Source organism: Skermanella aerolata KACC 11604 (genome assembly GCF_000936425.1).
GTDB lineage: Bacteria > Pseudomonadota > Alphaproteobacteria > Azospirillales > Azospirillaceae > Skermanella > Skermanella aerolata.
In genome coordinates, this window is the sequence record NZ_AVFK01000004.1 from 203,610 (window position 1) to 225,318 (window position 21,709).

Below are 21,709 nucleotides of genomic sequence, written 5' to 3' on the forward strand. Positions count from 1 at the left end.
CGCCAGTCATGACCAGGGAAGAACCGCCGGAGATCGCGAAGCTGAGGCGGCGGCTGGAGCGGGAGCGCATCGCGCGCCAGGAAGCAGAAGCCATCGCGGAACGCGGCCTGCGCGACCTCTACCAGCGGAAGAAACAGCTCAAGCTGCTGGAAAAGGTCGCCACCATCGCCAACAGCTCCCGCTCCGTCCGCGACGTCCTCCAATCGACCTTGACGGAAATCTGCGGTTTCATGGACTGGCCGGTTGGCCATGCCCTGCTGCTCGACCAGGACTCCGCCGAGCCCGCGCTGCGGTCCGCCGCGATCTGGCACGCCGCCGACCCCGACCGCATCGCCGGGTTCCAGCGGGCGACGGAAGACTCGGCATTTCCCTCCGGTGTCGGCCTCCCCGGCGAGGTGATGGCCAGCGCGAAGCCGCACTGGTTCTTCAACGCTCCCGAGGAAGGCAACTTCCCGCGCCGCCGCCCGGCGCTGGCCTGCGGGATCAAGGCCGGCTTCGCCTTTCCCGTGCTGGTCGGCGAAGACGTCGCCGCCGTCCTGGAGTTCTTCGCCTACAGCACGATCGAACAGGACGAGGCGCTGCTCGGTCTGATGTCCCAGATCGGTGTCCAGCTCGGCCGCGTGATCGAGCGCCGCCGGGCGGAAGAGCGCCTGATCCACGATGCCTCCCACGACGCGCTGACGGACCTGCCCAACCGATCGCTGTTCCTCGACCGCCTCGGCTTGGCGATCGCCCGGCGCAAGTTGAACCGAGGCGTCCACTTCGCGGTGCTCTTCATCGATCTCGACCGGTTCAAGGTGGTCAATGACAGCCTCGGCCATCTGGCGGGCGACCGCATGATCGTGGAAGTCGCGGAGCGGCTGACCGCCGCCCTCCATCAGGAAGAGCTTTCCGCGATGTCCGGCACCGACGGACTGCTGGCCCGGATTGGCGGCGACGAGTTCGCGATCCTGCTGACCGACATCGGCGATCCCAGCGACGCCGTCCGCTTCTCGCACCGCGTCCAGGAAAGCCTGCGCCGTCCCTTCACCATAGACGGGCAGGAAATCCACACCAGCGCCAGCATCGGCATCTCGCTCAGCACCACGCCCTATGCCTATGCCGAAGACGTCCTGCGCGACGCCGACTTGGCGATGTACCGGGCGAAGACGCTGGGCAAGTCGCGGACGGAGATGTTCCACCGCGAGATGCACCGCTCCGCGATGACCCGCCTTACCCTGGAAGCCGACCTGCGCCGGGCGATGGTCAATGGCGAATTCCTGCTGCACTACCAGCCGATCGTCTCGCTCGAAAGCCTGGAGGTCGTCGGGTTCGAAGCGCTGGTCCGCTGGCGCCGCCCCGACGGCAGCATGGTCTATCCCGGCGATTTCATCGGCATCGTCGAGGACACCGGCCTGATCGTGGCGCTGGGCTTCTGGATCCTGCGCGAAGCCTGCATGGCCACCCGGCGCTGGCAGCGGGAATTCCCGCGCGAGACCCCGCTGACCATCAGTGTCAACATCTCCCCCCGCCAGTTCGCCGAACCCGACCTCGTGGCCCAGGTTCGCCGTATCATCGCCGAAACCGGCATCGATCCGCAGACCGTCCGGCTGGAGATCACCGAGAGCGTCACCATCGGCGACGCCGACCGTGAAGTCAGCATGCTGTCCCAGTTGAAGGACCTCGGCATCCGGCTCAGCATCGACGATTTCGGCACCGGCTATTCCTCGCTCAGCTACCTGCACCGCCTGCCTCTGGACGTCCTCAAGATCGACCGCTCCTTCGTCTCGGCGATGGACAAGAGCGCCGAGAGCTTCCAGATCGTCAACACCATCATGAACCTCGCCCGCAACCTAGGCATGCACGTGGTCGCCGAAGGCGCCGAAGTCGCCGGCCAGATCGAGCAGTTGCAGTCGCTTGGCTGCGACTATGGTCAAGGCTATTTCTTCTCCAAGCCGATGGACCCGGCGGATGTCGTGAAACTGCTCAAAGGGCCGACGCACTGGGCCGGAGTCTAGGCTCCTCCCGGATGCCGCAGTTTCCAGGCGCGGACCAGCAGGCCGCCGCCGACCAGCAATGCCAGTAGGGTGATCGGCACGGCGATCAGGCGGGGGAAGAAGGCGGCCAGGATCGCCAGGGTCAGCAGGATGGCGCCGGCTCCGGCCAGCACTCCGGCCTCAGCGCGGCCCACCGCGCGGCGGTTGGTCAATGCTGCGCCGACCGTGTTGCCGATGCCAAGGCCGCCTGCCGCCATCCGGGCGGTGCTCTGCTTCTTCTGGCGCCGGGCGCCGGGGCTGCGCGGGGTGACGGTGACGGATTGCGGGCGGTGCTTGACGTCCAGGACGACTTCGGTCGATTGGTTCAAGTCTTCCAGGTACATGCTCTCCATCGCCTCGGCAAAGGAGCTGTCCTCGATCGCAACGTCCAGTTCCCAGTTGCCGATCCAGCTGGCGATGTTGAGGTTGGTCGAGCCGACGCGTGCCCAATGACCGTCGGCGACCGCCGTCTTAGCGTGGAGCATCGGGCCGTTCCACTCGAAGATGCGGACGCCGGCTTCCAGCAGGGGGCGGTAGCTGGCGCGGGACAGCGCCTGGGTGATCGGGATGTCGCTGATGCCGGGGACCAGCAGGCGGACATCGACACCGTCGCGGGCGGCTTCTCCCAGCGCCTGGATATAGGCGGTGGTGCCGACGAAATAGGCGTCGGTCAGCCACAGCCGGTCCTGCACGCCGGCTGCGATCAGCAGGTCCAGGCGGTAGACGCCCATCTCAGACGGCTGGCCCTCGATCAGCCGGATCGACACGTCGCCGGTGGTCGGGCGGGTATGGCGCGGGATGGGGGCTTCCAGGCGCTCCAGCGCCGGGCCGGCGGCGTTCCAGCTATGGCGGAAGGCCGATTCCAGGTCGTTCAGGACGGGGCCTTCGATCATGACGCCTGTATCCCGCCAGGGCTTCCGCTTGCCCGTCGGGTCGCCCATCCAGGCATCTCCGATGCACAGGCCGGAGACGAAGCCGATCCTTCCGTCCACCATCAGCGTCTTGCGATGGTTGCGGCTCAGCCAGCCGAGCGGGCTCTCGAACCCGGGCGGATTGAAGCAGCGGATCTGGACGCCGGCCTGGGCCAGCGTCCGGAGCATCTGGCGCGAAGTCTTCCGGAAGCAGCCGAGCCAGTCGTAGAGGAAATGGATGCGGACGCCGGCGCGGGCGCGCTCCGCCAGCAGGTCCACGAAGGTCCGGCCGGTCGCGTCGTTGTAGATGATGTAGTTCTCGAACTGGACGGAGCTTTCCGCCGACTGGATCGCTTCCAGCCATGCCGGATAGTTCTCGGCGCCGTTCTTCAGCAAGGTCAGGCTGTTGCCCGGAACCGCCGAGGCGCCCGTCACCCTGGAGAGCGCCTGGCTTGCCAGCATCTGGTCGAGCGACCGCTCCTTGCGGGTCGCGGCATGGAGGACGTTGGTCCTTGTCAAGGTCGGTGCCGGCTTCATGTCATCTGTCTGTGCGGACGAGCGGTTCGGGCGTGAACCGTTCGGGCATGGACCGTTCGGGTCGGTGCCGACGGGAGAAACACCCGCCGGCCGCTCGGGTTGCGCTTCTCATCCCGAAGCTGGAACTCCCGAGCCTCGAAATAGTTAACGACGGCATGAAGGCGCGTCCCGGTCCTCCGGAAGACCCAGGCGGTCGCCTCGTCCCGATCAATCGAAGTTGTTAGGAGGTTCGTTTTGAACTCCATCTTGAAGCCCGGTCCGAACACTGGGGCCGCGCAAGCGATCCCTATCACCCTGACGATCAACGGCGAAGTTCGGCACCTGACGGTGGAGCCCTGGACCAGCCTCCTGGATCTGCTGCGGGACGAACTCGACCTGACAGGCACCAAGAAGGGCTGCGACCACGGCCAATGCGGTGCCTGTACGGTGCTGATCGACGATCGCCGTGTCAACTCCTGCCTGACGCTGGCCGTCATGAAGGACGGCGCGAGCATCACCACCGTCGAAGGCCTGTCACAGGGCGACGAGTTGCACCCGATGCAGGACGCCTTCATCGAGCATGACGCCTTTCAATGCGGCTACTGTACGCCCGGGCAGATCTGTTCAGCCGTGGGCTTGATCAAGGAGGGCAGGGCGCATTCGGCGGAAGAGATCCGTGAAATGATGAGCGGCAACCTGTGCCGCTGCGGCTGCTACGTCAACATCGTCACAGCGATCGAACAGGTGATCGAATCGGATGGCGCACGGATCAAGGAGGCCGCGGAATGAACCGGTTCTCCTATGCCCGTCCGACCGATGTCGCCGAAGCCGTCCGCGAAGTCGGGTCCGATCCGTCCGCCCGGTTCATCGCCGGCGGCACCAACCTGATCGACCTGATGAAGTACAATGTCGAGCGGCCGACCCGGCTGGTCGATATCACCCGCCTGCCGCTGACCACCATCGACAAGGCCGATGGCGGAGGCCTGCGGATCGGGGCTCTGGTCCCAAATTCCGATCTGGCCTACGACGATCAGGTGCAGGCGAGATATCCGCTGCTGTCGGACGCGATCCTGGCCGGTGCCTCGCCCCAGCTCCGCAACATGGCGTCCACCGGCGGCAACCTGCTCCAGCGGACCCGCTGCCTGTACTTCTACGACACGGCGACGCCGTGCAACAAGCGGGAGCCGGGCAGCGGCTGCTCCGCCATCGAGGGCGTCAACCGCATCCATGCCATCCTGGGCACCAGTTCCAAGTGCATCGCGACCCATCCGTCCGACATGTGCGTCGGGCTGGCGGCGCTGAACGCCAAGGTCCATGTCGCGGGTCCGTCGGGCGAGCGGGTCATCGCGATGGCCGATTTCCACCGGCTGCCGGGCGACCAGCCGGAGCGCGACACCAATCTGGGGCCGCAGGAACTGATCGTCGCGGTCGAGCTGCCGGACGAGGATTTCTCGAAGAACTACAGCTATCTGAAGCTGCGCGACCGGCTGTCCTATGCCTTCGCGCTGGTCTCCGTCGCCGCAGCGCTGAAGATCGACGGCGGCAAGATCGCGGAAGCCCGGATGGCCTTGGGCGGCGTCGCCCACAAGCCCTGGCGCGATACCACGGCGGAAGACATGCTGCGCGGCAAGCCGGCCGAGGAAGCCTCGTTCAAGCCGGTCGCGGACCACATCCTGCGCGACGCGCGGGGCTTCGGCCATAACGACTTCAAGATCGATCTGGCGCGCCGGGCCATTGTCCGGGCGCTGTCGCAGGCAGCCGCGGGCACGCCGCAGACCCAGACCGACAAGCGCATCAAGTGAGGCCATAGGCATGACCAGCAACATCACCAATCTGGACGGCAAGCGCGCCGGCCGCTATGTCGGGACGGCGCAGCGCCGGATCGACGGACGCCTGAAGGTGACCGGCGGCGCCAAATACGCCGGCGAGTTCCCGACACCGGGCCTCACATACGGCTATGTGGTTTCGTCCGAGATCACCCATGGGAAAATCACTCGGATTGATGCTTCGGCAGCCGAGGCGGTGCCGGGCGTCATCAAGGTCTTCACGTACAAGAACCGGCCCAAGATCGCGTCGGACGACAAGAAGTACCAGGACCAGACAGCCCCTCCCGGCTCTCCCATGAGGCCCCTGGGCGACGAAAAGATCGCCTATGCCGGCCAGCCCATCGCCCTGGTCGTCGCCGAGACCTTCGAGCTGGCGCGCCATGCCGCGACGCTGGTGCATATCGAGTACGAGACCAAGCCGCACAAGACGGACCTGGAAGCCGAGCGTTCGTCCTCCTACGAGCCGAAGGAGAAGCGATCCGGCATAGCACCGCCGCCGCCGCCGCGCGGCGATGCCGATGCGGCTTTCGCCAAGGCGCCGGTCAAGTTCGAGAACGAGTATCGGGTCGCGGTCGAGCACCACAACCCGATGGAGCCGCATGCGACGACAGTGGTCTGGCACGATGACGGCAAGATGACCGTCTACGACAAGACCCAGGGTGTCCAGAACTCCCAGAACTACGTCACCGGCATCTTCGGGCTGAAAAAGGACGACGTCCGGGTGATATCGCCCTTCGTCGGCGGGGCGTTCGGTTCGGGCTTGCGTCCCCAATACCAGCTCTTCCTGGCCGTGATGGCGGCGATGGAGCTGAAGCGGTCGGTGCGAGTCGTGCTGACGCGCGACCAGATGTTTACCTTTACGCACCGTCCCGACACGATCCAGACGCTCGGCATCGGCGCTGACAAGGACGGCAAGCTTCAGGCGATCCGCCACGACGCCGTCGCGGAGACGTCTACCTTCGAGGACTATCAGGAAGTCGTCGTCAACTGGTCGGGCCTGCTTTACGATTGCGCCAACACCAAGCTGACCTACGAAATCGCCAAGATGAACGTCTACACGCCGGGCGACATGCGCGCTCCCGGTGCTACCCTGGGCGTCTATGCCCTGGAAGCGGCGATGGACGAGCTGGCTTATGCGACCGGCGTCGATCCGGTCGAGCTGCGGCTGAAGAACTACGCCGAGAAGGACCAGAACGAGGACAAGCCGTTCAGCAGCAAAGAGCTGCGCGCCTGCTACCGGCAGGGCGCCGAGCGCTTCGGCTGGTCGAAGCGGAGCGCCGAGCCGCGGTCGATGCGGGAAGGCCGCGAGCTGATCGGCTGGGGCATGGCGACCGGCGTCTGGGAAGCGATGATGCAGGAGACCAGCGCTCGGGCCACGCTTACGGCCGGCGGTAAGCTGGAGGTGGCTGCTGCCACCGCCGATATCGGCACCGGCACCTACACCATCATGGCGCAGATCGCGGCGGACGAACTGGGTATTCCCATCGACGACGTCACGGTCAAGATCGGCGACTCCTCGCTACCGAAAGCGCCGGTCGAGGGTGGTTCCTGGGCGGCTGCTTCGACCGGTACCGCCGTCAAGGCCGCCTGCCATAAGGTCCGGGAGAAGCTGTTCAACCATGCCCGCAAGGTGGAGGGCTCACCGCTCGCCAATTTCGGCATCGACCGCGTCGTCTTCGAGAACGGCAGGATTTCCGTATCCGGCGATCCGTCCCGGTTCGTGACGCTGGCGGATGCCATGGCCGCCACCGGAGAGCGCGAGATCTCGGCGGAGGAAACCACGGCTCCCGATCCGGAAACCAAGAAGAAGTATTCCGGCTACACCCACTCCGCGATCTTCGCCGAGGTCCGGGTGGACGAGGAGCTTGGCGTCATCCGCGTGACACGGATCGTCGATGCGGTGGCCGCCGGCAAGATCCTCAATCTTAAGACCGCCCGCAGCCAGATCCTGGGCGGCGTGGTGTTCGGCATCGGCATGGCGCTCCACGAGGAGAGCCTGATGGACAAGAAGCTGGGCCGCTTCATGAACCACAACATCGCCGAGTACCACATCCCGGCCAATGCCGACGTCCACGACATCGACGTGATCTTCGTCGACGAGCAGGACGACAAGGCGAGCCCGATCGGCGTCAAGGGCCTGGGCGAGATCGGCATCGTCGGTACGGCGGCGGCCATTGCCAACGCCATCTTCCACGCCACCGGCCGGCGTATCCGGCACCTGCCGATCACGATCGACAAGGTGATGGGGGCGGGCGAGGACAAGACTCCGGCGCAGGCGGCGGAGTGAGGATCGCCTGAGGTGGATTGCGGACCGTCGCGGCAATGGGTACCGTCGCGGCGGTCCCGCCTTCACACCCTGAGACATCTCCCATGAAATACCGTCTCGCCATCTTCGACTTCGATGGCACCCTGGCCGACAGCCTGCCGTGGTTCCGCAGCGTCTTCAACGGCGTAGCCCGGAATTACGGCTTCCGTGCCCTGAACGATGCGGAGTTCGAGACGCTGAGAGGCGTCGGCAACCGGGAAGTCATCCGCCGGCTTGGCGTGCCGCTGTGGAAGATGCCGATGATCGCGGCCCATATGAGGCGGATGATGGCCGCCGATATTGACGGCATCGCATTGTTCGACGGAGTCCCTGAGATGCTGCGGGATCTCAAGGCCCTGGACATGCGGATTGCCGTCGTGACGTCCAATTCGGAAGAGAACGTTCGGCGCGTTCTGGGGCATCGGAACGCCGGGTTGATCGACCATTACGCTTGCGGCGCATCGATCTTCGGCAAGCCGCCGAAGTTCAGGCAGGTCCTGCGGCGGAGCGGCGTGCCGGCGCATAAGACGATCTGCATCGGCGACGAGGTCCGGGATGCCGAGGCGGCACGCAGCCTCGGCATCCCGTTCGCCGCCGTATCCTGGGGCTATGCCAAGCCCGAACTGCTGGAGTCCCAGGCTCCGGACCGCATGTTCACGGCGGTCGGCGATATCGCGGCGGCGGTCCGGGGATAGACGCCGCCGGGCGGCTCAGGCGGTGGAGTGCGTTTGCCGGGTCAGGCGAGCGTGGAGGCCGCGCAGGTACTTGGCGTCCATGTCGGTGAACTCCCCCTCGGCCATATCCGATTTGAAGTCTAGCAGTTCCTGGCGGGTTTCCGGCGCCAGGTCCTGGTTGGCCAGCAATTCGTCGATCAGGGCGGTGTCGCCGGCGTAGCCTTCCCTGGGACGAGGCTGATCGATGTCGAACAGATCGTCATCGGTGAAGGCGCCGCGATAATCGTCATAGCTCTCACCGCTGCCGCGTGCGGCGGAGGGAGGCGGGGCCAGCAGTTCGCTCCACGTCATGCCGCTTTCCCGGACGCGACGGTCGATTTCCCGTGCGGTTGCCAGCACCTCGGCCTCGTCGGGATCGCCGAGGCGGTCGAGCAAGGCGATGAAGCTGTCGCGGTCGAGGTGGGGCATTATTGTCCTCCTGTTGGTGTAGCTTTAAGCGATTTTAGCTGTATCAGGTGTTCCGATCCGCGCTATTTTCAACGCTCTTCGATGCCGCTGGGGAGCACCGGGTCCGGAGAGTATGGCTTTTGCCGTGGGGCGTGCTAGGGTCCCGTCCTGTTCGCCAGCAGCCCATTTTGCCAGCATACGGGAAGACCATGCCGTCGTTTGACATCGTATCGAAGACCGAGATTGCCGAAGTCGACAACGCCCTGGATGGGGTGACCCGCGACATCGGGCAGCGCTACGACTTCAAGGGGTCGCGCTGCTCGATCGAGCGCAAGGAGAACGAACTGACGCTCCTGGCCGACGACGACCTGAAGATGAAGCAGATGCACGAACTGCTGGTCGTCCACTTCACGCGGCGCAAGCTCGATTCCGGCGCCCTGGACTACGGCAAGCCTGAGAAGGCCGCAGGCGACAGCGTCCGACAGGTGATCACCGTCAAGCAGGGCATCGACAAGGACCTTGCCAAGCAGATCACCAAGGCGATCAAGGACAGCAAGATGAAGGTCCAGGCATCGATCCAGGGCGACGAGTTGCGCGTCACCGGCAAGAAGATCGACGATCTTCAGGCCGCCATCGCGATGGTCAAGGGCCTGAAGATCGAGCAGCCCCTTCAGTACATCAATTTCCGCGACTAGCGTTTTCCGCGGTTAGCGTTCTGTGGCGATGAACCGGCGGCGGTCGCCTTCCAGCACGAGGCAGGTGAGGCGGCCGCTGGCGTAGGCTCCGGTATCGATGCCGATTCGGTTGCTGCGGATTTCCGGCAGCTCACTGATCGTGTGGCCATGGACGACGACCTTGCCGTGATCGGTGTTGGATGTCAGGAATTCCTCCCTGATCCACAGCATGTCGTCACGGTCCTGGCGGTTCAGCGGCACGCCCGGCTTGATGCCGGCATGGGTAAAGAAATAGTCGCCGATGGTCAGGCTTGGCCGCAGATGGCTGAGGAAGCTGACATGCGACGGCGGCATCGCTTTCCGCAATTCCTGCTGTGCATAGGCGATGCGCTCCTGCTGGGTCAGCCCGGACGGTATCTGGACACCGTAGCTGTGGAGGGTTGCCAGCCCGCCGAACTTGAACCAGCCGGGGCCGACGGCCGGATTGGTCAGGAACTCCTCGAACGTCGCTTCATGGTTCCCGCGCAAGTGCACGGCGCCGAAGGTGGCCGGCGGACCACCGATCATGATATCGATGACCTGCCGGGAATGCAGCCCCCGGTCGACGTAATCGCCTAAATAAACCAAGTAGTTGACGGGGCCGGGCGCCGCCTTGGCATCCTCGGTCACCATGTCGAGCAGGCGCATCAGCAGGTCCGCGCGGCCGTGGATGTCGCCGATCGCGTAGACCCGGATGCCTCGCGGCACGGTCGCTGCCACCTGCTCCTCATCCTGACGTTTGCGCAGAAAATTCAACACCACGTTGGCAGATCTCTCCGGTAAACTCATCAAGTCCCTCCGGTCCAAGAAATAAGCGCTCACGACGGCTAATTCGAGGCCTATCAGGAGCTTGGACCAGCTCTGTCGAGGTGTTTTCCGCATGCCGAAGCGGTACTGAGACTGTGCGGATCTCAAGGCACAGCCAATGGGTTATTTCGTTTGTATCCGCAAGGCTTGAACGGATCGCAAGACGCGGGCCAGGGATGCATCCGGCACCGCAAACGGTTTTCGGAAGTCGTGAGCGCAGTCTGGGAAGGAACGAGTGCTCAATCGGCAGGCTATTGCCCAAACCGACGGCTCATTCCGGCTTGGCGATATGCACGGCCACGCCATGCGCGCTCAGAACCTCGGCCAGTGGCGGCGGCGGCGCCTTGTCGGTGAACAGGGCGGAGACTTCGCCGATATGGCCTAGCCTGACCATGGCGTTGCGGCCGAACTTGCTGTGGTCGGTGCAGAGGAAGACGGTGCGGGCGTTGCGGATGATCGCCTGGGCCACACGGACTTCCCGGTAGTCGAAGTCGAGCAGCGTGCCGTCCAGGTCGATGCCGCTGATCCCGATGATGCCGATATCGACCTTGAACTGGTTGATGAAGTCGATCGTCGCCTCGCCGATGATGCCGCCGTCCCGGTTGCGGACAAGGCCACCCGCCACCAAGACATCGAGATCGGTGCCCGACGCGAGAAAGGCCGCGACGTTGAGGTTGTTGGTGATGACGCTGAGGCCCTTGTGGTTGACCAGTTCCTGGGCGACCGCCTCCGTCGTCGTGCCGATATTGATGAAGAGCGAGACGCCTTCCGGCACGTGGCGGGCGACCAGCCGGCCGATGGCCCGTTTCGCCTCCGACCCCAGCGCCTTGCGCTCGACGTAATCGACGTTGTGGGTGCTGGAGCGGGGTACGGCGCCGCCGTGGTGGCGTTCCAGCAAGCCCTGGTCGCAGAGCTGGTTGATGTCGCGGCGGATGGTCTGGGGCGTCACTTCGAACTGGCGCGACAGCCCGTCGATCGAGACGAAGCCTTGCCGCCCGGCGAGGTCGAGGATCTGCTGCTGGCGGGTGTCGTTCTTCATGGCGCTGATGCCGCCGGCGTGATGCCGCAGCCGCGCAGCACGAAGGAGATGACTTCGCCGGTGGCTTCTTCCCAGGCGTCGTCGTCGAGGCTTTCGACGTTCATGACGGCCCGGATCTGGACGGCGAAATCGGCATAGGTCTGGGTCATCGCCCAGATCATGAAGAACAGGTGGCGAGGATCGAGCGCCGCCATCCGGCCCTCAGAGATCCAGCCCGCGATGATGCGCGACTTGGCTTCGACCCGCTGCTTCAAATCGATCTCCAGGTAGTCGGTCAGATAGGGAGCGCCGCTCAGCAGCTCGTTGGCGAACACCCTGGAGGCAAAGGGGCGGGTTCGGGAATGGCGCATCTTGGCGCGGACGTATCCGGCCAGCGCCAGCGCAGGATCGCTTTCCGGCAGCATCGCGTCGGTGGCGTCGAGCCAGAGTTCCAGTATGGCGGTCAGGACGGCCTGATAAAGCTGCTCCTTGGTGCCGAAGTAATAATGCAGGTTGGCCTTGGGCAGGCCGGCCGCCTGCGCGATCTGCGACATGGTGGCGCCGGCAAGGCCGGTTTCGGCAAAGACCCGCTCGGCCGCTTCAAGGATACGGGCCTCGTTTTCCCGCCGGATCCGGCCCCGGGAAGCAGTGGTGCGCGGTGAAGCCGAATTATTCATCAGTTCGCTCATCTGAGCAGCATTCCGTCCCATTTTTCTACATTTTTGAAACAAGTTGACCAAGCGGTCAATTTCTTTATAGCATCCATCCAAACATACCAACAAACGGAACAGGAGCAGGCGGGATGACGAGCGTGATGGACGTGCCGGCTGATATTGCTCCCGGACGGCTTTCGCCACGGGAGTACGAGGTCAATTTCGACGATGCCACACCGCCGCTGAACCGGAAACAGGCGCTGATCGAGGCGGCGCGCTGCTATTTCTGCTACGACGCGCCTTGCATGGAGGCATGCCCGACGGGAATCGACATCCCGAGCTTCATCCGGAAAATCGCGACCGACAACGTCAAGGGGGCGGCGGTCACGATCCTGGAAGAGAACATCATGGGCGGCACCTGCGCCCGCGTTTGCCCGACCGAGATCCTGTGCGAGCAGGCCTGCGTCCGGACGGCGCAGGAGCACAAGCCGGTGACCATCGGCGCTCTCCAGCGCTATGCCACGGACTGGCTGTTCGACCGGGAGATCCAGCCTTTCACCCGCGCCGAACCGACCGGGCGGAAGGTCGCCGTGGTCGGCGCCGGGCCGGCGGGGCTGTCCTGTGCCCATGCACTGGCGCTGCACGGTCATGACGTGACGGTGTTCGAGATGCAGCCCAAAGCCGGCGGGCTGAACGAATACGGCATCGCCGCCTACAAGATGACCAACGACTTCGCGCAGCGGGAGGTCGATTTCATCCTATCCGCCGGCGGCATCACCGTCGAGTACGGCAAGGCGCTGGGGCGCGACATCACGCTGGCGCAGCTTCGTGCCGATTATGACGCCGTTTTCCTGGGCATCGGACACAACGCAGTCAACGCGCTGCGGATCGCGGGCGAGGATCTGGCGGGTGTCAGCAACGCCGTCGATTTCATCGCGGCGCTTCGGCAGGCGCCTGACAAGTCGGCGCTGCCGGTCGGGCGGAAGATCGTCGTGATCGGTGGCGGCAACACCGCCATCGACGTCGCCACCCAGTCGAAGCGCCTGGGGGCGGAGGACGTGACGATCGTTTATCGGCGCGGGCCGGAATCGATGTCGGCGACCGGGGCGGAGCAGGAGTGGGCCCAGACCAACGGCGTCAGGATCAAGTACTGGGCTCAGCCGCGCACGCTGGTCGGGTCCGGCGGCTCGCTTCGGGAAGTCGAGTTCGAATATACGGTGCTCGACGAGGCCGGCAGGCTGGCGGGGACGGGAGAGGTCTTCCGGGTTCCGGCCGACATGGTGTTCAAGGCGATCGGCCAGAGCTTCGTGCCCTCGGCGGTCGGCGAAGAAGGGTTCGCGGAGATCCTGGAGTTCCAGCCGGACGGACGGTTCGCGGTGAACGAGGACCGGCAGACGTCGCTGGCGAACGTGTTTGCCGGCGGCGACTGTATCGGCGGAATCGACCTGACCGTTTCGGCGGTACAGGACGGCAAGGTGGCGGCGCGGGCGATCCATCGCCTGCTGACCGGCTCGTGACGGCGGCGGACAGATAAGCAGGGAAGAACAGGATCATGGCAAATCTCGTCAGCAACTTCGTCGGCATCCGCTCGCCCAACCCGTTCTGGCTGGCCTCGGCCCCGCCGACCGACAAGGAATACAACGTCGTCCGTGCCTTCCGGGCCGGCTGGGGCGGCGTGGTCTGGAAGACCCTGGGAGAGGACCCGCCGGTCGTCAACGTGTCGTCGCGGTACGGCGCGTTCAGCTACAACGGCACGCGGGTCGCAGGCTTCAACAACATTGAGCTGATCACCGACCGGCCACTGGACATCAACCTTCAGGAGATCAAGTCGGTCAAGCGGCAGTTCCCGGATCGAGCGGTCGTCGTCTCCCTGATGGTGCCGTGCGAGGAGGAAAGCTGGAAGCGTATCCTCGCCCAGGTCGAGGATACCGGCGCCGACGGCATCGAGCTGAACTTCGGCTGTCCGCACGGTATGTCTGAGCGCGGCATGGGGTCGGCGGTCGGGCAGGTGCCGGAATATGTCGAGATGGTCACCCGCTGGTGCAAGCAGCACAGCCGCATGCCGGTGATCGTCAAGCTGACGCCCAACATCACCAACATCCTGGGGCCGGCGCGGGCAGCGAAGCGAGGCGGGGCTGACGCGGTCTCGCTGATCAACACGATCCAGTCGATCATGTCGGTCGACCTGGATGTGATGGCGCCGACGCCCGTGGTCGATGGCAAGGGCACCCATGGCGGCTATTGCGGACCGGCGGTCAAGCCGATCGCGATGCGGATGGTGGCGGACATAGCCCGCGATCCCGAGTGCCAGGGCATGGCGATCAGCGGCATCGGCGGTATTTCCAACTGGCGGGACGCGGCGGAGTTCATCAGCCTCGGCGCCAGCACGGTGCAGGTCTGCACCGCCGCGATGCATCACGGCTTCCGGATCGTCGAGGAGATGGCCGACGGGCTGAGCAACTGGATGGACGGCAAGGGCTTTGGCGACGTCAAGGCGTTCACCGGCATGGCGATCCCCAACTACGTCCACTGGGAAGACCTGAACCTCAATTACAAGATCGTGGCGAAGATCGATCAGGACACCTGCATCAAGTGCGGCTTGTGCCACATCGCCTGCGAAGACACCTCGCACCAGTCGATCGCGGCGCTCAGGATCGATGGCGGGCGGCGCTACGAGGTGATCGAGGAGGAATGCGTCGGCTGTAACCTGTGCATGCATGTCTGTCCGGTAGAGGACTGCATCACGATGGAGCGGCTGGACGACGGCTCTTCGTACATGACGTGGAAGGAGCATTCGAACAACCCGATGCGGCGGGAGGCTGCGGAGTAAGAAGCAGGTGCGGCGGAATTCCATCGTGTGCGGGCAGGCATGGCTACCCCGTTCGATATGTGCCATGACGGGATGGTCTTTCCCATTCCTGAATCGAACCCGCCGTGCCTACCCGCCTGTTCCACCGCCACGACGCCTACTTCAAGCGCCTGCTCGATCAGCCGGGCACCGCGCTGGCCCTGCTCCGCGAGCGGCTGCCGACTGCGGTTGCCCGGCGGTTGGCGGATGAGGACCCGGAGTCGCTGCCGACCTCCTTCATTTCCGACGAGCTGGAGGAGCGCAGGCCCGACCGGCTCTACCGGACGCGGACGACGGAGGGACAGCCGATCCTGGTCTATACGCTGGTCGAGCATAAATCCTCGCCCGACCATCGGACCGGTCTTCAGCTTCTGGGCTACGATGTCCAGATCCTGCAATGGTGGGACAAGCTGGAGGGGCGTGACGAGGACGGGCGTCTGCGGAAGCTTCCGGCCCTGTTCTCGATCGTCGTGTACAATGGCGAGGAGAGATGGAACGTACCGCTGACTCTGGCAGGTGCGACGGAAGGCGGGGACGACGACGAGATACGCCCTTGGCTGCCCGAATTGCGCTATACTCTACTCGATCTCAGCCAGACGGATAGCGGGGTTCTGTCGAGGCACCGGGTACTGCGGTTCGGCTTCAAGGTTCTCAAATACGGCGCCCGCGACGGCGATGTCCGCGAGATCCTGAAGATGCTGATCCGGGAAGCGCTAGCGGAAGAGTTGGACGACGAGATCGTCGTGCTCGTCCGTTTTGTGATGATGGAGCCCAACGGACTGAAGAAGGGAGTGCTGCGGGAAATGCTGACCGAGGTTACGCCAAACAAGGCAGAGCGTCTTATGTCGATTGCCGAGGAATGTGCCCTTGAAGGCCGGTCCGAGGTGCTCCTTCGTCAAATGGCGCGACGGTTCGGTCCTATTGCAAATACATACAGGCAAAGGGTCATGGATGGGAGCATGGCGGAAATGGATGCTTGGGCGGACGGGTTGATAGATGGAAAGACTCTCGATCAATTGTTTACGGCGCCGCCCTCCAATCCATCCTGACGCCCGAGGGGCCGCCATGGCACCCTCCTTGCTACGAAGAAACGATAAGCACGCCTAACAGGGAAGATCATGCATAACCTTCAGATCAATGCGCAGCGGCTGTGGGACAGCATCATGGAAACGGCGCAGATCGGTGGGACGGCCAAGGGCGGCGTCTGCCGTCTGACGCTGACCGATCTGGACCGGCAGGTGCGGGACTGGTTCGTGGCGCAATGCGAGGAAGCCGGCTGCACGGTCACCGTGGACGACATGGGCAACATCTTTGCCCGCCGTCCCGGCAAGGACAACTCGCTGCCGCCCATCGCGATGGGCAGTCACCTGGATACCCAGCCGACCGGCGGCAAGTTTGACGGCATCCTGGGCGTGTTGTCCGGGCTTGAAGTGCTGCGGACCCTTAAGGATACCGGATACGAAACCAATGCGCCGATCGAGGTGATCGACTGGACTAACGAGGAAGGCTCCCGCTTCGCGCCGGCCATGCTGGCGTCCGGCGTGTTCGCCGGGGTGTTCACGCGCGACTACGCCGACAGCCGTAAGGACCGCGAGGGCAAGAGCTTCGGTGAGGAGTTGGACAGGATCGGCTATCGCGGCACGGAAAAGGCCGGCGACCATAAGCTGGGCGCCTTCTTCGAACTGCATATCGAGCAGGGTCCGATCCTGGAGGACGAGGAAAAGGTGATCGGCGTCGTCACCGGCGTCCAGGGCATGCGCTGGTACGAGGTGACCGTCACCGGGTTCGAAAGCCATGCCGGCACCACGCCGATGCATCTGCGCCGCGATGCGTTGGTGGGAGCATCCCGCATGGTCGAGGCGATCAACAAGGTGGCGCTGGACCACCCGCCGCTGGCGGTCTCGACCGTCGGGCTGATGGAAGTCAGGCCGAACAGCCGCAACATCCTGCCGGGCGACGTCTTCTTCACGATCGACCTGCGCCACCCGGACGACGAGGTGGTCGTGGCCATGGAGGCGGAGGTCAAGGCGGAGCTGGATCGGATCGCCGGCGAACTCAAGCTGGAGATCAAGGTCGAGCAGGTCTGGGACTCGCCCGCCGTAAAGTTCGACCAGGCCTGCGTCGAAGCGGTGCGGACTGCCGCTGCCGAGAACGAGTACAGCCACCGGGAGATCGTGTCCGGTGCCGGCCACGACGCGGCCTATATGGCGCGGGTGGTGCCGACGGCGATGATCTTCATCCCCTGCGAGAAGGGCATCAGCCACAACGAGATCGAGAAGGCCGAGTACGACCATGTGGCGGCCGGGGCGAACGTCCTGCTGCGGGCGGTGCTGGAGTACGACAACCGCGGCAGCGAAGACAGGGCGGCGTGATGGTTCCGGGACAGGCGGTGCTCGAAGGATTGGCACCGGCGGCGGGGACCGGGGCACAGCGTGCTCCGGTCGTCGAGGCACGGGACCTTTCGCTGATCTTCCAGACGCCAGACGCGCCGGTCACGGCATTGAGCGACATCAACCTAACGATCCGGCGGGGCGACTTCGTCTCCCTGATCGGGCCGTCGGGCTGCGGCAAGACAACGCTGATGCGGGTGGTCGCCGATCTGGCGCGGCAGACTTCGGGCACGCTGCTGGTGAACGGCGGGAGTGCGGAGCAGGCGCGGCTCGACCGCGCCTATGGCTACGTCTTCCAGGCGCCGGCCCTGTATCCGTGGCGCTCGATCGAGCGCAACATCATGCTGCCGCTCGAGATCATGGGGATGTCCAAAGCCGAGCGGCGGGAGCGGGCGGCGCGTTATCTGGATCTAGTCGGGCTGAAGGGCTTTGAACGGAAGTTCCCTTGGCAGTTGTCGGGCGGCATGCAGCAGCGGGTGTCGATCGCCCGCGCGCTCAGCTTCGAGCCGGCGCTGCTGCTGATGGACGAGCCGTTCGGAGCTCTGGACGAGATCACCCGCGACAACCTGAACGTTCATCTGCTGAGGCTGTGGGAGAAGACCGGGATCACGGTGATCTTCGTCACCCACTCCATCCCGGAAGCGGTCTTCCTGTCGTCGAAGATCGTCGTGATGTCGCCGCGTCCAGGCCGGATCCTGGAGGTGATCGACAGCGATCTGCCGACCGACCGCGATCTGGATGCCCGCGAGACGCCGGAGTTCCTGGAGATCGCGCACCGGGTCCGCGTGGCCTTGCGGGCGGGTCACAGCTATGACTGACGCGGTGCTGGGCGGGGTTGCGGTTCCAGCGGTCCGGAAGAGGGCTCAAGACGGTGTGGTGCTGCCGGTGCTGACCGTCCTGGCGGTGCTGCTGGCGGTCTGGTACGTGGCGGCAGTCTGGTTGAACGCGCCGCAGGTGACCGAACAGTTGAACCGGGGCGGGACGGACTGGGGTGTGTCCCGGTTGGTCGCCGGCACCTGGGCGATGGAGCGGCCCGTCCTGCCGGCTCCCCATCAGGTCGCGGTCGAGCTTTATGACTCGGTGTTCGGGCGGCCGGTCACGTCCAAGCGGAGCCTCGTCTACCATGCGCAGGTAACCCTGTCGGCGACCGTTGCGGGTTTCGCCCTTGGCCTTGCCTTGGGTGTTTTGCTGGCAATCGGGATCGTTCATGTGACGGTGCTGGACCGTTCGCTGATGCCGTGGATCATCGCGTCGCAGACGATCCCAATCCTGGCGATAGCGCCGATGATCGTCGTCGTGCTCGGCAATCTCGGGTTCACCGGGTTGCTGCCCAAGGCGATCATTTCCGGCTATCTCAGCTTCTTTCCCATCGCCATCGGCATGGTGAAGGGGCTGCGCTCACCCGATCCGCTGCAACTGGATCTGATGCGGACATACAGTGCGACCGACGCGCAGACCTTCGCCAAGTTACGCTGGCCGTCGAGCATGTCGTTCCTGTTCCCAAGCCTGAAGGTCGCCATCGCGCTGTCCCTTGTCGGCGCCATCGTCGCGGAACTGCCGACCGGAGCGCAGGCGGGGCTGGGCGCGCGGCTGCTGGCGGGGTCCTATTACGGGCAGACGATCCAGATCTGGGCGGCGCTGTTCATGTCGGCCTTCCTGGCCGTGGCGGCGGTCGGAGCCGTCGGGCTGGCGGAACGCGGACTGACGCGCCTGCGGGGAGGGCGGCTGTGATCGTTCGTGTCGTCCTGACGCTGGTCCTAGGCATGGCGGCGCTGGCCCTGCTGGCGGTGAGCCCGGTTGCGGCCCTGGCGGTCGGCGTGGTCGCGGTCGCGGCCTGCATATGGGCAATGGGCGGGCTTGCCCGCCACGACGGCTGGGCGGCGCGGCTGGCCGTGCCGCTGCTGTTCGGCGTGCTGCTGCTGTGGCTGTGGGAGATGGTGACGGTCGGCTTCGGCGTGCCGCGCATCCTGCTGCCGCCGCCGAGCATGATCGGGCACGCCTTCGCCGCCAATATCCCGACGCTGATCGCGGATTTCCAGCAGACCGTCATCCGGTCGGTCATTCCCGGCTATATCCTGGGTTGCGGAGCGGGGTTCCTGACGGCGGTCGCCATCGACCGCTCGCCCTTCCTTCAGCGCGGCTTGCTGCCGCTCGGCAGTCTTATCAGCGCCATGCCCATCGTCGGCATCGCTCCGATCATGGTCATGTGGTTCGGCTTCGACTGGCAGTCGAAGGCGGCGGTGATCGTGGTGATGACCTTCTTCCCCATGCTGGTCAATACGCTGGCTGGCCTGCAGGCGGCGGGGGCAATGGAGTTGGACCTGATGCGGTCCTACGCGGCCGGCTATGGACAGACGCTGATGAAGCTGCGGCTGCCCGCCGCTTTGCCGTTCGTCTTCAACGCGCTTAAGCTTAACTCCACGCTGGCGCTGATCGGCGCCATCGTGGCGGAGTTCTTCGGGACGCCGATCGTCGGCATGGGCTTCCGCATCTCGACCGAGGTCGCGCGGATGAATGTCGATATCGTGTGGGCGACCATCGCAGTGGCGGCGGTCGTTGGATCGGCCTTTTACGGAATCATCTCGGTGATCGAGCGGGGAGCCACGTTCTGGCATCCTTCGTTTCGCAAATGACGTCAAAAACGACCTGAGGCTGGGAGTACTGGGTGATGCGGAAATTGACTCTGGCCGGGATCGCCACTGCGGCGGCGGCGATGGTGATGGGTGGTTCGGTGACAGGTGCTTCGGCGGCGGATGCGCTGACGCTGCAATTGAAGTGGGTGACCCAGGCGCAGTTCGCCGGGTATTACGTGGCCGCCGCCAAGGGCTTCTACGAGGAAGCAGGGCTGGACGTGACGATCAAGCCGGGCGGGCCGGACATCAACCCGTCGCAGGTGATCGCCGGCGGTGGCGCCGACGTCGTGGTCGACTGGATGCCGTCGGCGCTGGCGACCCGCGAGAAGGGCGTCCCGCTGGTCAACATCGCCCAAACCTTCAACAAATCGGGCATGATGCTGACCTGCCGCAAGGACAGCGGTGTCGCCAAGCCTGCGGATTTCAAGGGCAAGACGCTGGGCGTCTGGTTTTCGGGCAACGAATACCCGTTCCTGTCCTGGATGGACAAGCTGGGCTACAGTACCGGCGGCGGCAACCCGGACATCAAGGTCCTGAAGCAGGGCTTCAACGTCGATCCGCTGCTTCAGAAACAAGCCGCCTGCATCTCGACCATGACCTATAACGAATACTGGCAGGTGATCGACGCCGGTATCCCCGAATCGGAACTTGTCGTCTTCAAGTACGAGGACCAGGGCGTCGCGACCCTGGAGGACGGGCTTTACACCCTGGATGCCAAGCTGAAGGACCCGAAGATGGTCGACAAGCTCGCCCGCTTCGTCAAGGCGTCGATGAAGGGCTGGGACTATGCCGTCAAGAACCAGGACGAGGCGGTCGGCATCGTGCTGGACAACGATGCGTCGGGCGCTCAGACCGAGAAGCACCAGAAGCAGATGATCAGCGAGATTGCCAAGCTGATCGAGGGCGGGTCGAAGCCAGGCTATCTCGATCCGGCGGCTTATGAGCGCACCGTCGGCGTCCTGATCAACGGCAAGTCCGATCCGGTCATCAGCAAGAAGCCGGAAGGAGCCTGGACCCACGAGGTCTGGGAGAAGGCTGGACTCTGACCGTTTCGGCTAGAAAGGGAACAGCGGCGCTTCCCGAACCGTTTTCGGCGGAGTGTTCCACCGATTGCCTGTTCTGGAAGCAGCCTGCCCAATGAGAAAACTCGCCCATATTTCCGACCTGCATTTCGGCCGGATAGACGAGGCGGTCGTGGAGGCGCTTCTGGCCGACCTGCACAGCCTCGGCCCCGACCTGATCGTCGTCAGCGGCGACCTGACTCAGCGCGGTCACCGCCACCAGTTCCGGGCGGCCCGCGCATTCCTCGACCGGTTCGAGGCGCCTTATCTGGTCGTGCCGGGCAACCATGACATTCCCGGCGTCAACATGCTTGCCCGCTTCGCGGCGCCCTTCGCCCGGTACCAGCGCTATATCGAGCAGGACATGCGGCCGCTGCATATGGATGCGGAGATCGCCGTGCTGGGGCTGAACACCGCGCGGCCGGTCGGACCTCACTGGAACTGGTCGCACGGCCGGATCAATTCGGCGCAGATCGCCCATGCTCGGTCGGTGTTCGAGCCGCTGGGCGCTGATGTGTTCAAGGTCGTCGTGACCCATCACCCGTTCCTGCCGCCGCCCGATGCGCCGGAAACCAAGCTGGTCGGCCGCGCCTCCCTGGCGCTCCGCACTTTCGAGGGCTGCGGCGTCGATCTGCTGCTGGCGGGGCATCTGCACCGGGGATACCATGGCGATGTCAGGACCCATCATGCCGCGATCAAGCGGTCGATCCTAGTGGCGCAGGCGTCCACCGCGACATCGACCCGGCTGCGTAACGAACCGAACGCCTATAACGTGATTGAGGTCGATGGCGAGCGGGTCGGCTTCGGCGTTCGCGTGTGGGACGGAAAGCTGTTCCGCTACCGCGCCTCCGGCCGCTTCGTACGGCGGGAAGGGCACTGGGTCGCGGACTGA

General features: G+C 64.8%; 20 protein-coding genes. 15 read left to right on the forward strand and 5 right to left on the reverse strand.

Going from position 1 to position 21,709, the window contains the following annotated elements:
* The first annotated feature begins 8 nt into the window (after window positions 1–8).
* A complete protein-coding gene (locus tag N826_RS07580; RefSeq protein ID WP_044427248.1) occupies window positions 9–1,997 on the forward strand; it encodes a putative bifunctional diguanylate cyclase/phosphodiesterase in 1,989 nt (662 codons plus the stop codon).
* Here N826_RS07580 and N826_RS07585 read toward each other — a convergent pair.
* On the reverse strand, window positions 1,994–3,463 hold the full coding sequence (locus N826_RS07585) for a phospholipase D-like domain-containing protein (RefSeq protein WP_084720573.1): 1,470 nt from the start codon (window positions 3,461–3,463) through the stop codon (window positions 1,994–1,996). The two genes, N826_RS07580 and N826_RS07585, sit on opposite strands and share 4 nt — an antisense overlap.
* Window positions 3,464–3,697: 234 nt before the next feature.
* Here N826_RS07585 and N826_RS07590 point away from each other — a divergent pair, with 234 nt between their 5' ends.
* From N826_RS07590 to N826_RS07605, 4 genes are all read left to right on the forward strand, one after another.
* Window positions 3,698–4,231 (forward strand): (2Fe-2S)-binding protein, encoded by a 534-nt coding sequence (locus tag N826_RS07590; protein ID WP_147040234.1) that lies wholly within the window; start codon window positions 3,698–3,700, stop codon window positions 4,229–4,231.
* Entirely contained in the window at window positions 4,228–5,244 is a 1,017-nt protein-coding gene (locus N826_RS07595; protein ID WP_044427250.1) for an FAD binding domain-containing protein, read from the forward strand. Before N826_RS07590 ends, N826_RS07595 begins: the two co-directional genes overlap by 4 nt.
* A 10-nt stretch (window positions 5,245–5,254) precedes the next feature.
* Entirely contained in the window at window positions 5,255–7,555 is a 2,301-nt protein-coding gene (locus tag N826_RS07600; RefSeq protein ID WP_044427252.1) for a xanthine dehydrogenase family protein molybdopterin-binding subunit, read from the forward strand.
* A gap of 83 nt (window positions 7,556–7,638) precedes the next feature.
* Entirely contained in the window at window positions 7,639–8,268 is a 630-nt protein-coding gene (locus N826_RS07605) for an HAD hydrolase-like protein (RefSeq protein ID WP_044427253.1), read from the forward strand.
* A 15-nt stretch (window positions 8,269–8,283) separates the two neighbouring features.
* Here the strand turns inward: N826_RS07605 and N826_RS07610 are convergent, their stop codons facing one another.
* Window positions 8,284–8,715 carry a hypothetical protein gene (locus tag N826_RS07610; RefSeq protein ID WP_044427255.1) on the reverse strand — a complete coding sequence of 144 codons (432 nt, stop codon included), beginning with the start codon at window positions 8,713–8,715 and terminating at the stop codon, window positions 8,284–8,286.
* A gap of 188 nt (window positions 8,716–8,903) precedes the next feature.
* On the opposite strand from N826_RS07610, the gene N826_RS07615 reads away from it, so the two are divergent.
* The gene (locus N826_RS07615; protein ID WP_044427256.1) at window positions 8,904–9,389 is read left to right on the forward strand and encodes a YajQ family cyclic di-GMP-binding protein; all 486 of its coding nucleotides are present in this window, start codon (window positions 8,904–8,906) and stop codon (window positions 9,387–9,389) included.
* 12 nt (window positions 9,390–9,401) lie between these two features.
* Here the strand turns inward: N826_RS07615 and N826_RS07620 are convergent, their stop codons facing one another.
* From N826_RS07620 to N826_RS07630, 3 genes are all read right to left on the reverse strand, one after another.
* Window positions 9,402–10,196 (reverse strand): metallophosphoesterase family protein, encoded by a 795-nt coding sequence (locus N826_RS07620; protein WP_052830909.1) that lies wholly within the window; start codon window positions 10,194–10,196, stop codon window positions 9,402–9,404.
* 289 nt (window positions 10,197–10,485) lie between these two features.
* Window positions 10,486–11,253: a DeoR/GlpR family DNA-binding transcription regulator gene (locus N826_RS07625; protein ID WP_044427257.1), complete on the reverse strand. Its 768-nt coding sequence runs from the start codon at window positions 11,251–11,253 to the stop codon at window positions 10,486–10,488.
* A complete protein-coding gene (locus N826_RS07630; protein ID WP_044427258.1) occupies window positions 11,250–11,921 on the reverse strand; it encodes a TetR/AcrR family transcriptional regulator in 672 nt (223 codons plus the stop codon). The genes N826_RS07625 and N826_RS07630 overlap by 4 nt, the downstream gene beginning before the upstream one ends.
* A gap of 113 nt (window positions 11,922–12,034) precedes the next feature.
* On the opposite strand from N826_RS07630, the gene N826_RS07635 reads away from it, so the two are divergent.
* From N826_RS07635 to N826_RS07675, 9 genes are all read left to right on the forward strand, one after another.
* A complete protein-coding gene (locus tag N826_RS07635) occupies window positions 12,035–13,402 on the forward strand; it encodes an NAD(P)-dependent oxidoreductase (RefSeq protein ID WP_084720574.1) in 1,368 nt (455 codons plus the stop codon).
* A 35-nt stretch (window positions 13,403–13,437) separates the two neighbouring features.
* The gene (preA, locus tag N826_RS07640) at window positions 13,438–14,715 is read left to right on the forward strand and encodes an NAD-dependent dihydropyrimidine dehydrogenase subunit PreA (RefSeq protein WP_044427259.1); all 1,278 of its coding nucleotides are present in this window, start codon (window positions 13,438–13,440) and stop codon (window positions 14,713–14,715) included.
* A 104-nt stretch (window positions 14,716–14,819) separates the two neighbouring features.
* A complete protein-coding gene (locus N826_RS07645; RefSeq protein ID WP_044427260.1) occupies window positions 14,820–15,782 on the forward strand; it encodes an Rpn family recombination-promoting nuclease/putative transposase in 963 nt (320 codons plus the stop codon).
* A 69-nt stretch (window positions 15,783–15,851) separates the two neighbouring features.
* Window positions 15,852–17,105: a Zn-dependent hydrolase gene (locus N826_RS07650; protein ID WP_044427261.1), complete on the forward strand. Its 1,254-nt coding sequence runs from the start codon at window positions 15,852–15,854 to the stop codon at window positions 17,103–17,105.
* On the forward strand, window positions 17,105–17,941 hold the full coding sequence (locus N826_RS07655; protein WP_044427262.1) for an ABC transporter ATP-binding protein: 837 nt from the start codon (window positions 17,105–17,107) through the stop codon (window positions 17,939–17,941). Before N826_RS07650 ends, N826_RS07655 begins: the two co-directional genes overlap by 1 nt.
* On the forward strand, window positions 17,934–18,854 hold the full coding sequence (locus N826_RS07660) for an ABC transporter permease (protein ID WP_044427264.1): 921 nt from the start codon (window positions 17,934–17,936) through the stop codon (window positions 18,852–18,854). Before N826_RS07655 ends, N826_RS07660 begins: the two co-directional genes overlap by 8 nt.
* Window positions 18,851–19,756, forward strand: coding sequence for an ABC transporter permease (locus N826_RS07665; protein WP_244619459.1), 906 nt, complete (start codon window positions 18,851–18,853; stop codon window positions 19,754–19,756). The genes N826_RS07660 and N826_RS07665 overlap by 4 nt, the downstream gene beginning before the upstream one ends.
* 35 nt (window positions 19,757–19,791) lie before the next feature.
* The gene (locus tag N826_RS07670) at window positions 19,792–20,802 is read left to right on the forward strand and encodes an ABC transporter substrate-binding protein (RefSeq protein WP_044427265.1); all 1,011 of its coding nucleotides are present in this window, start codon (window positions 19,792–19,794) and stop codon (window positions 20,800–20,802) included.
* 91 nt (window positions 20,803–20,893) lie between these two features.
* Window positions 20,894–21,709 (forward strand): metallophosphoesterase family protein, encoded by an 816-nt coding sequence (locus N826_RS07675; RefSeq protein WP_044427268.1) that lies wholly within the window; start codon window positions 20,894–20,896, stop codon window positions 21,707–21,709.

Excerpts from the sequence above, each read along its gene's own strand:
- N826_RS07600 (WP_044427252.1), top strand. The coding sequence starts at position 5,255 with ATGACCAGCAACATCACCAATCTGGACGGCAAGCGCGCCGGCCGCTAT.
- N826_RS07650 (WP_044427261.1), top strand. The coding sequence starts at position 15,852 with ATGCATAACCTTCAGATCAATGCGCAGCGGCTGTGGGACAGCATCATG.
- N826_RS07585 (WP_084720573.1), bottom strand. The coding sequence starts at position 3,463 with ATGAAGCCGGCACCGACCTTGACAAGGACCAACGTCCTCCATGCCGCG.
- N826_RS07595 (WP_044427250.1), top strand. The coding sequence starts at position 4,228 with ATGAACCGGTTCTCCTATGCCCGTCCGACCGATGTCGCCGAAGCCGTC.
- N826_RS07670 (WP_044427265.1), top strand. The coding sequence starts at position 19,792 with ATGCGGAAATTGACTCTGGCCGGGATCGCCACTGCGGCGGCGGCGATG.
- N826_RS07675 (WP_044427268.1), top strand. The coding sequence starts at position 20,894 with ATGAGAAAACTCGCCCATATTTCCGACCTGCATTTCGGCCGGATAGAC.
- N826_RS07635 (WP_084720574.1), top strand. The coding sequence starts at position 12,035 with ATGACGAGCGTGATGGACGTGCCGGCTGATATTGCTCCCGGACGGCTT.
- preA (WP_044427259.1), top strand. The coding sequence starts at position 13,438 with ATGGCAAATCTCGTCAGCAACTTCGTCGGCATCCGCTCGCCCAACCCG.
- N826_RS07610 (WP_044427255.1), bottom strand. The coding sequence starts at position 8,715 with ATGCCCCACCTCGACCGCGACAGCTTCATCGCCTTGCTCGACCGCCTC.
- N826_RS07630 (WP_044427258.1), bottom strand. The coding sequence starts at position 11,921 with ATGAGCGAACTGATGAATAATTCGGCTTCACCGCGCACCACTGCTTCC.
- N826_RS07615 (WP_044427256.1), top strand. The coding sequence starts at position 8,904 with ATGCCGTCGTTTGACATCGTATCGAAGACCGAGATTGCCGAAGTCGAC.
- N826_RS07620 (WP_052830909.1), bottom strand. The coding sequence starts at position 10,196 with ATGAGTTTACCGGAGAGATCTGCCAACGTGGTGTTGAATTTTCTGCGC.
- N826_RS07580 (WP_044427248.1), top strand. The coding sequence starts at position 9 with ATGACCAGGGAAGAACCGCCGGAGATCGCGAAGCTGAGGCGGCGGCTG.
- N826_RS07625 (WP_044427257.1), bottom strand. The coding sequence starts at position 11,253 with ATGAAGAACGACACCCGCCAGCAGCAGATCCTCGACCTCGCCGGGCGG.
- N826_RS07660 (WP_044427264.1), top strand. The coding sequence starts at position 17,934 with ATGACTGACGCGGTGCTGGGCGGGGTTGCGGTTCCAGCGGTCCGGAAG.
- N826_RS07605 (WP_044427253.1), top strand. The coding sequence starts at position 7,639 with ATGAAATACCGTCTCGCCATCTTCGACTTCGATGGCACCCTGGCCGAC.
- N826_RS07655 (WP_044427262.1), top strand. The coding sequence starts at position 17,105 with ATGGTTCCGGGACAGGCGGTGCTCGAAGGATTGGCACCGGCGGCGGGG.